The 7,722-nt window shown below is 65.3% G+C and carries 7 protein-coding genes; 2 read left to right on the plus strand and 5 right to left on the minus strand.

The window, feature by feature from the left end; genetic code table 11:
• The 4 genes from purH to htpX all read right to left on the minus strand — a co-directional run.
• Window positions 1-1,085, minus strand: a 1,085-nt coding sequence (purH, locus tag EN884_RS17585; RefSeq protein WP_128360656.1) for a bifunctional phosphoribosylaminoimidazolecarboxamide formyltransferase/IMP cyclohydrolase, incomplete at its 3' end; no start/stop codon positions are given.
• Window positions 1,086-1,171: 86 nt separating this feature from the next.
• Window positions 1,172-2,896 (minus strand): heparinase II/III family protein, encoded by a 1,725-nt coding sequence (locus tag EN884_RS17590; RefSeq protein WP_013529012.1) that lies wholly within the window; start codon window positions 2,894-2,896, stop codon window positions 1,172-1,174.
• A 147-nt stretch (window positions 2,897-3,043) separates the two neighbouring features.
• On the minus strand, window positions 3,044-4,471 hold the full coding sequence (locus EN884_RS17595; protein ID WP_063169464.1) for an RsmB/NOP family class I SAM-dependent RNA methyltransferase: 1,428 nt from the start codon (window positions 4,469-4,471) through the stop codon (window positions 3,044-3,046).
• Window positions 4,429-5,448, minus strand: a complete 1,020-nt coding sequence (gene htpX, locus EN884_RS17600) for a zinc metalloprotease HtpX (protein ID WP_024504208.1) — start codon at window positions 5,446-5,448, stop codon at window positions 4,429-4,431. Before htpX ends, EN884_RS17595 begins: the two co-directional genes overlap by 43 nt.
• A 105-nt stretch (window positions 5,449-5,553) precedes the next feature.
• Here htpX and EN884_RS17605 point away from each other — a divergent pair, with 105 nt between their 5' ends.
• Window positions 5,554-5,775, plus strand: coding sequence for a DUF1674 domain-containing protein (locus EN884_RS17605; protein ID WP_024504209.1), 222 nt, complete (start codon window positions 5,554-5,556; stop codon window positions 5,773-5,775).
• Window positions 5,776-5,782: 7 nt separating this feature from the next.
• Here the strand turns inward: EN884_RS17605 and EN884_RS17610 are convergent, their stop codons facing one another.
• Complete coding sequence (locus EN884_RS17610; protein WP_063169463.1) at window positions 5,783-6,448, minus strand: HAD-IA family hydrolase; 666 nt, start codon at window positions 6,446-6,448, stop codon at window positions 5,783-5,785.
• Window positions 6,449-6,613: 165 nt separating this feature from the next.
• Here EN884_RS17610 and EN884_RS17615 point away from each other — a divergent pair, with 165 nt between their 5' ends.
• Window positions 6,614-7,483: a transglutaminase family protein gene (locus tag EN884_RS17615; RefSeq protein WP_013529017.1), complete on the plus strand. Its 870-nt coding sequence runs from the start codon at window positions 6,614-6,616 to the stop codon at window positions 7,481-7,483.
• Window positions 7,484-7,722: the final 239 nt, after the last annotated feature.

The raw sequence follows: 7,722 nt of genomic DNA on the forward strand, positions 1-7,722 counted from the left end.
TTCTTCTTCGCCGCGACGATGGCCGCTGCCTCGTCAGTGGCGCCGGGCGCTATGATGACTTCGGTGAAGGTTTTTACGATCTCTTCCGCCGCCTCGGCGTCGAGGGTGCGGTTGACCGCGACGATGCCGCCGAAGGCCGAAACCGGGTCGCAGGCGAGCGCCTTGGCGTAGGCGGCTTTCAGCGAGGTGCCTTCGGCAACGCCGCACGGGTTGGCGTGCTTGATGATGGCGACGGCGGCGGAACGCGCCGGATCGAACTCGCCGACCAGCTCGAAGGCGGCGTCGGTGTCGTTGATGTTGTTGTAGGACAGCTGCTTGCCCTGCAACTGACGCGCCGTGGCGACGCCCGGCCGCTTGTCGCCATCGATATAGAAGCCGGCGCTCTGATGCGGGTTCTCGCCATAGCGCATCACCTCGACCAGCCTGCCGCCAAAGGCACGCCACGTCGGGTGTTCGATCTCGAGCGCTTCGGCGAACCAGCCGGAGATCGCCGCGTCATAGCTGGCGGTGCGGGCGAAGGCCTTGGCGGCCAGCTTCTTGCGGAAATCCAGCGACAGCGAGCCGATGTTCATCTCCAGCGCGTTCAGCACCGAGGCATAGTCGCCGGGATCGGTGACGATGGCGACATAGGCGTGGTTCTTGGCCGAGGCGCGGATCATGGCCGGGCCGCCAATGTCGATGTTCTCGACGATCGATGCGTAGTCGGCGCCGGAGCGGCGGACCTCCTCGAACGGATAGAGATTGGAGACGACGAGATCGATCGGCTCGATGCCGTATTTGCGCATTGCCGCTGAATGCTCCGGATCGTCGCGCACGCCAAGCAGCGCGCCATGCACGCCGGGATGCAAGGTCTTGACGCGGCCATCCATGATCTCGGGAAAGCCGGTGAGCTCGGAGACGTCGCGCACCGGAAGGCCCGCGTCAGAGATCGCCTTTGCCGTGCCGCCGGTCGAGACCAGCTCGACGCCTGCGGCTGCCAGCGCCTTGGCGAAATCGATGAGGCCGGTTTTGTCGAAAACGGAGAGCAGGGCGCGGCGCACGGGAACCAGGTCTGGTGCGGGAATGTTCTTGGCGGCGACGGCCATGGGCTGGCGGCCTTTCACGACTGGTGTGGTGGATGCCCGCGCCCGTAGCACATGCCGCCCGGAAATCAAACCGGCGGTCAGGTAGGTCAGTTGTTTTCCGGATAACCGGCGATGCTGGTGCGGGTCAGCTGCCAGTGGACTTCGGCGATTTCCGAGGCCTTGAAGGCAAGCACGATCTGGCGGCTGCGGCGCGGGCCGCCAAGACCGGCGAAATAGATCGATTCCTCGACCTCCGGCACCACTTCGGCCGATGTGAACACCCAGGTGTCGGCCTGATCGGCGGCCAGCACCAGGCGGTCATGCTCGTCCTGCAAAAGGTTGACATCGGGATGAACGTGGAAGCGGACGGTGACGAAGTCGCGGCCATTGTTGCGGATCGCGGCACTGCCGGGGCGCTGGAAGCGGTCCCGGCCGGCCAGCACATTGCCGTTCGACGACAGCTTCAGCTCGCGCTCATGCAGGAAACCAAAGCGCGCGACATAGCCGTCATGGCGGGCGATGAAACCCTGAACGCCTTTCTGATCGGTGCGCTTGCACTGCACATGCTGCGGGCCGCCGATCAACGGCGAACCGAGCAGGTCGTTGACGCGCAACGAGTGGCTGAAGCGCGCCGACGAGGTGTCGTTGATGGTGGCGGTCGAGTGCGCGGCGGTGGCGCGCGCCAGCGGCCGGAATTCAGCCGCGCCGTAGGTGTCGATGCCGGCATTGACGATGTAGTGCTGGCGCCCGGACGACAGTTCGAAGGCAAGGCAGCTGGCATGTGCGGCATTGGACACGTCGACCGGCGGCGGCGGGCCGGTGTCGGCGATGACCGTGGTGCCGCCCATAGACAGGCGCTCATAGCCGGAATGCGGCGCATGCAGCAGCGGCGCGCCAGCGGTGTCGTCGTGGCGCAGGATGGTGGCGATGCGGTCGTGGATGGTGGCGCCCATGCCGTTGAAGCGGGCGAGGCTGCCATCCTGATGGCGGAAGAAGCGCAGCGCCGGCAGCATGCGGTCGATGGCGCCGATCAGCGCCTGCGGCGGCGTTTCCGCCTGGTTGGCATAGGTCTGGCGCAGCGGCAGAAGGTCGGCGAGGATTTCCAGGACGACCATCGGATTGCGCGAAATGTGCCCGCCATCGGCGAGGATCTGGCGGTCGAGTTCCTCGGCAAGGTTGCGGGTCGCGCCACGCAGCGCCGATGCCGGCGCCGGCAGGGACAAGGCAGCGAAGGCGAGCGCGATGCGGGCCCGCAGCCTGTCCTTGCCGTCGGGCATTTCGCGCGCCATCGACCTGAGATAGCGGATCTGCATGGCAACCGACTTCAGGAAGGCGCGGTAGAAAGGGAACTCGGCGCCCTGCAATACGACCGAGGAGTGCTGCAACCAGGCGATGATGCGCTTGGCCGTCGTGCCGGGCTCCCAGGCGATGCCGGAAATATGGCTGCCATGCATGGTGATCCAATCGGAGACCAGGGCGCGGGCATTGGCAGCGGCAAGCTCCGTGCCGGCGGCGCGCATATGGCGCAGCCAGCGAAAGCCGTGCAGCGTCTTCTGCCACCCGTGATTGGGCACGTTGATCTGGAAAGGCGACTTGCCGCCGGTCTCGACCAGATGCCCCGACAGGGGATAGCGGCCGTAATAGATCTCGAGTGCGATCTGCGGGTCGGCGAGGCGCAGGTCCGGCGGTGCGATCAGCACACGTTCCGGCGTGCGGCCGGAATAGCGCCAGCGATAGACAGGCCCGGCGCGCAGGCGCCGGCGCGTTTTGCGCCAGAACTCCTTCGCGACAAGCGTCCACAGACGCGTCGTGCTGCTGGCAGCCAGTGCCAAAACCCCTCCTGATCGTCCTCTACCCCGGCGCCGAGTCTACATGATTGCACGATTCGTGCGAAGGCGAATTCCACGAGCCCGGGCCGGTTCACCTGCTTCTGCCCCCGGTCCTGCCTAAAAAAGGCAGCAAATCCGGCAGTTCAAGCCCTAGCCGGCTCGCCGCATGCGAGCGGCGAAGAAGCCGTCGAGGCCTGAGCGTTCCGGCGCGCCGAGGTCCAGGTCGGCGGGCGTGGTGCGCAGCGTGCCTTGCGGCGTCAGGAATGGAGCGATGCCGGCGATCTCGCCTTGCAGCAGCGGATCATTGGTGATTTCAGGCGTGCCGGCGAGAAAGGCGCGACAGAGATCCTCGCCTTCGAGCGGATCGAGCGAACAGTTGGAAAAGACGATCCTGCCGCCGGGCTTCACCAGCGTCACAGTGCGGGCGAGCAGCCTGCGCTGCAGGTCGGCCAGTTTTTCGACATCGGCAGAAGTCTTGGTCCATGGCACGTCGGGGTGCCGCCGCACCGTGCCGGTCGACGAGCAGGGCGCGTCGAGGAGAACGGCGTCGAACAATTCCTTCGGCTCGAATTTGAGCAGGTCGGCCTGGACGATCTCGGCGGACAGGCCGAGGCGCTCGAGATTCTGCGTCAGCCGCGCAAGCCGGTTTTTTGACGTGTCGACGGCGGTGACCTTCGCGCCGGCAACGATCAGCTGCGCGGTCTTGCCGCCGGGCGCGGCGCAGAGATCGGCAACCCGCAATCCCGTGACATCGCCGAACAGTCGGGCGGGCAGGCTGGCCGCGGCGTCCTGGACCCACCAGGCGCCCTCGGCAAAGCCAGGCAATTCGGTGACAGGACCGACAAGATTCTCGACCCGCACCGTGCCGGTCGGCAGGACGATGCCGCCGAGTTTTTCGGCCCAGAGTCCGGGATCGGCCTTGACCGAGAAGTCGACCGGCGCCTCAACGCGGTGCGCTTCGAGGATCTGTCTGGCCTTTTCGTTGCCGTAGGTAGTCTTCAGCCTGTCGGAAAACCATTCGGGCGCCTCGTCGGTGGCGGCAAGGGCGGCAGGCAATTCCGTTTCCTTGGCCCGTGCCAGTGTGCGCAGCACGCCATTGACGAGGCCGGAGAACCGCACCGTGCGCGGATCGGACTTGGCATGGGTCACCGCAATGTCGACGGCGGCGCTGTCGGGAATATCGAGGAACAGGATCTGTGCGGCCGCCACATGCAATATGTGCGACAGCGCCGTGGCATTGGGCGGCAGCGGCTTTTCCAGGCGCCGCGCCAAGAGCCCCGATATGGTCATGCGATAGCGCAGCGCGGTGACCAGAATGGCGCGGACAAGGCCGCGATCGCGCAAATCGAGCGCCTTGTATTGCGGGTGGCCGTTCTCGTGATCGGTCAGCCCGTCAAGCGGTGTCCTGGCATCGATGACGGCGGCCAGCAGGCGGGCCGCTGCCTTGCGCGCGGCGAGACCGGCGACGAAGTCGCCGCCGTCCCTGTGTTCCTGATCACCTGAAACCGTGCGTCGAGGTCCTCTGTCCGCCACGCTCACGACCACCGGCCCCTGGGCCCGGTCGGATTGCGACCCCATGGGTTGGATTTGGGCTTGGCGGGCTCCGCCGGCTGCTCGGGCCGTGCTGTCTGATCCCACGGGCCGGATGGCCGCAGTTCGTCCGCCTGGCGTGGCGTTGGGGCCTGGCGCGGTGCAGCCCGGGTTTCGCTGCCGGCCATGTCGCGCGCCATCGCCTGCAAGGCTGCAATGCGGTTCTCAGTGGCGGGGTGGGTGGAGAACAGGCTGTCCATGCGCTCGCCGTGAAGGGGATTGATGATGAAGAGATGCGCGGTCGCGGGATTGCGCTCGGCATCGGGGTTGCGGATGCGTTCGGCGCCGCGGGCGATCTTGTCAAGCGCCGATGCCAGCCAGAGCGGGTGTCCACAGATTTCGGCGCCACGTCGGTCGGCCTCGTATTCGCGGGTGCGGCTGACCGCCATCTGCACGACCATCGCGGCAAAGGGCGCTACGATCATCGCCGCCAGCACGCCGACAAAGCCGAACGGATTGTTGTCGCGATTGCCACTGAAAAAGAAGGCGAAATTGCCGAGCATCGAAATGGCACCGGCAAAGGTGGCGACGATCGTCATGGTCAGCGTGTCGCGGTGCTGCACATGGGCGAGTTCGTGCGCCATGACGGCTGCGACCTCTTCAGGCGTCAGCGCCTGCAACAGGCCGGTGGAGGCAGCGACCGCCGCGTTCTGCGGGTTGCGGCCGGTGGCAAAGGCGTTCGGCTGCGGATTGTCGATCAGGTAGGTCTTCGGCATGGGCAGGCCGGCCTGTTTGGCGAGCGACTGGACGATGGCGTAATATTCGGGCGCGTTCTTCTCGTCGACCTCGACGGCACGGTTCATCGACAGCACCATCTTGTCGGCATTCCAGTAGCTGAACAGATTGGTGCCGGCGGCGATCAGCAGCGCGATCATCATGCCGCCGGTTCCGCCGATCAAAAAGCCGACGCCCATGAACAGCGCGGTCATCGCGGCAAGAAGCATGGCGGTGCGAAGTGTGTTCATCGTCTGCTCCTGTCCAGGTGATAGCGAAAAGGGGTCGATCCGCTTCGTCTCATCGCTATATGATGGGAAACACCAGTTCCCGTTTCAATCCGCTGGAAATATCGCATGAACGACGAAGCCAGTAAAACCGATGCCGAGCTTGCCCATGATGTCGAGCCAAAGGCGCTGACGCCGGAAGCCAGACGTGCGCTCGCGGAAGCCGAAGCAAGGCGTGTAAAGTACCTGGAAAAGGAAGCCTCGGCGCCGAAGGAAATCGGCGGCCGCGGCGGCAAGGAGCCCGGCCGCTACGGCGACTGGGAGGTAAAGGGCCTGACCAGCGATTTCTAGACGCGGCCTAGGCGGCGTTGCGCTGCGGCTCGAGCGCGATCCAGCCACGCTCGTCGACGGTGATGCCCACCATGTCGTAGCCCGCGATCGCGGCGTGTTGCGTTGGCAAGGGGTGCTTGTGCGTGGCGCTGATGACCATGACCGCCGCGCCCGCCGCTTCGGCTGCCGCTATGCCGGCCGGGGCATCCTCGAACACGAGGCAGTCGCGCGCGTCGAAGCCGAGCCGTTCCGCGCCAAGCCGGAAGCAATCGGGCGCCGGCTTGCCGCGGGAGACATCTTCCGCTGCGACGATGACGGCCGGGACGGGGATGCCCGCGGCCTTCATGCGCAACAGCGCCAGCTCACGTGGGGCGGAGGTTACGATCGCCCAGCGTTCGGGCGGCAGCGAATCGAGAAATGCCACGGCGCCGGCGATCTGGATAATGCCTTCGAGATCGGCCGCCTCGGCCTTCAGCAGCAGATCAGCCTCGTGTGCCGGGTCGACGCCCGGCAGCGCCAGGCCGGTGATGGTCTCGATCGCGCGTACGCCATGGATCGTCGGCAGGAAGGCAGCGACGTCGAGGCCCTGGCGGCGTGCCCAATCGCTCCACACCCGTTCCGCCGAGGCGATGGAATTGATGAGCGTGCCGTCCATGTCGAAGAGGAAGGCCGCGAATTTTCTGCTTGAATACATGATTTTCCTTGAGTCCGGGGAGCGCTGGTGGGGTTGCCGAACCTAACGTCTCGACCGCGGCAGGGGAAGACACGGGGTGGGCTTTTCGATCGGCCCAGGGAACCACGGTATCCTCCGGGCGTTTGGGAAGGACTGCTTCTCACAAGATCGAAGGGGGGACCAACGATGCTGATCCGGCTCGGCTATGAAATCGCCATCGAATGCGTAGCCGCCACGCCGGTGATTTCAGTGCTCGAGATCCATCGGGACAGGCAGGCTGATATCAAGCGGCAGACGCGGGTGCTGACCTCGCCCGCGGTGCCGACAAGGCTGTACCACGATCTGCATGGCAATGCCTGCCGGCGCTTCACAGCGCCCGCCGGTGGTTTTCGCATCCTGTACGACGCGGTCGTCGAGGACAGCGGCGAGACGGACGAGGTAAACACGCTGGCCAGGGAAGTGCCGGTGGCGGACCTGCCGGACGAAGTTCTCGGTTATCTCCTGGGCAGCCGCTATTGCGAGACGGATCATCTGAGCAGCCTGGCCTGGCAGCTCTTCGGCGACATTCCGTCCGGCTGGGCGCGCGTGCAGGCGATCGTCGACTATGTCCACAACCGGCTGTCGTTCGGCTATGGCTATGCGCGCTCGACCCGCACGGCGGCTCAGGCGCATGAGGAACGCGTCGGGGTCTGCCGCGACTTCGCTCATCTGGCGATCACGCTTTGCCGCTGCATGAATATTCCGGCACGCTATGTGAACGGCTATCTCGGTGATATCGGCGTGCCAGCCGATCCGGCACCGATGGACTTTTCGGCGTGGCTGGAAGTGTTCCTCGACGGCAAATGGTACACGTTCGATCCTCGCCACAACACGCCAAGAATCGGCCGCATCGTCATCGCCCGCGGCCGCGACGCCACCGACGTGCCGCTGCTGCATAGTTTCGGCGCCCACCGGCTCAGCCTGTTCAAGGTATGGACCTATGAACAGGAAGGCAATCTGTTCAACCCGCCCTACCACGGTATCGACAGGACCGTCGGCGCACAGATGCTGGCCTAACGGTATGTCGATTCAGGTGAGGCCGGTCTGCAAATGACGGCTTTCTGCGCTTCCGGTGCTCACGGACCAAATGTCCGCTCCGCTCCGGTTCTCGAAAGCCATCATTTTCGACCTGGCCTGACCTGAATCTCAACACCCCCTTGAGGCGCGGCCAAAAGCGGCCCTGGTTTTCAAACGTGATGGCGCTTTGGTCTTTCGACGGCCGGAGGCGTTGGATCCGATCATTTCGCGCCCTGCAG

Source organism: Mesorhizobium sp. M7A.F.Ca.AU.001.01.1.1 (genome assembly GCF_004022735.1).
In the GTDB taxonomy this organism is placed as follows: Bacteria; Pseudomonadota; Alphaproteobacteria; order Rhizobiales; family Rhizobiaceae; genus Mesorhizobium; species Mesorhizobium ciceri.

Excerpts from the sequence above, each read along its gene's own strand:
- EN884_RS17595 (WP_063169464.1), bottom strand. The coding sequence starts at position 4,471 with ATGGGGTCGCAATCCGACCGGGCCCAGGGGCCGGTGGTCGTGAGCGTG.
- htpX (WP_024504208.1), bottom strand. The coding sequence starts at position 5,448 with ATGAACACACTTCGCACCGCCATGCTTCTTGCCGCGATGACCGCGCTG.
- EN884_RS17605 (WP_024504209.1), top strand. The coding sequence starts at position 5,554 with ATGAACGACGAAGCCAGTAAAACCGATGCCGAGCTTGCCCATGATGTC.
- EN884_RS17610 (WP_063169463.1), bottom strand. The coding sequence starts at position 6,448 with ATGTATTCAAGCAGAAAATTCGCGGCCTTCCTCTTCGACATGGACGGC.
- EN884_RS17615 (WP_013529017.1), top strand. The coding sequence starts at position 6,614 with ATGCTGATCCGGCTCGGCTATGAAATCGCCATCGAATGCGTAGCCGCC.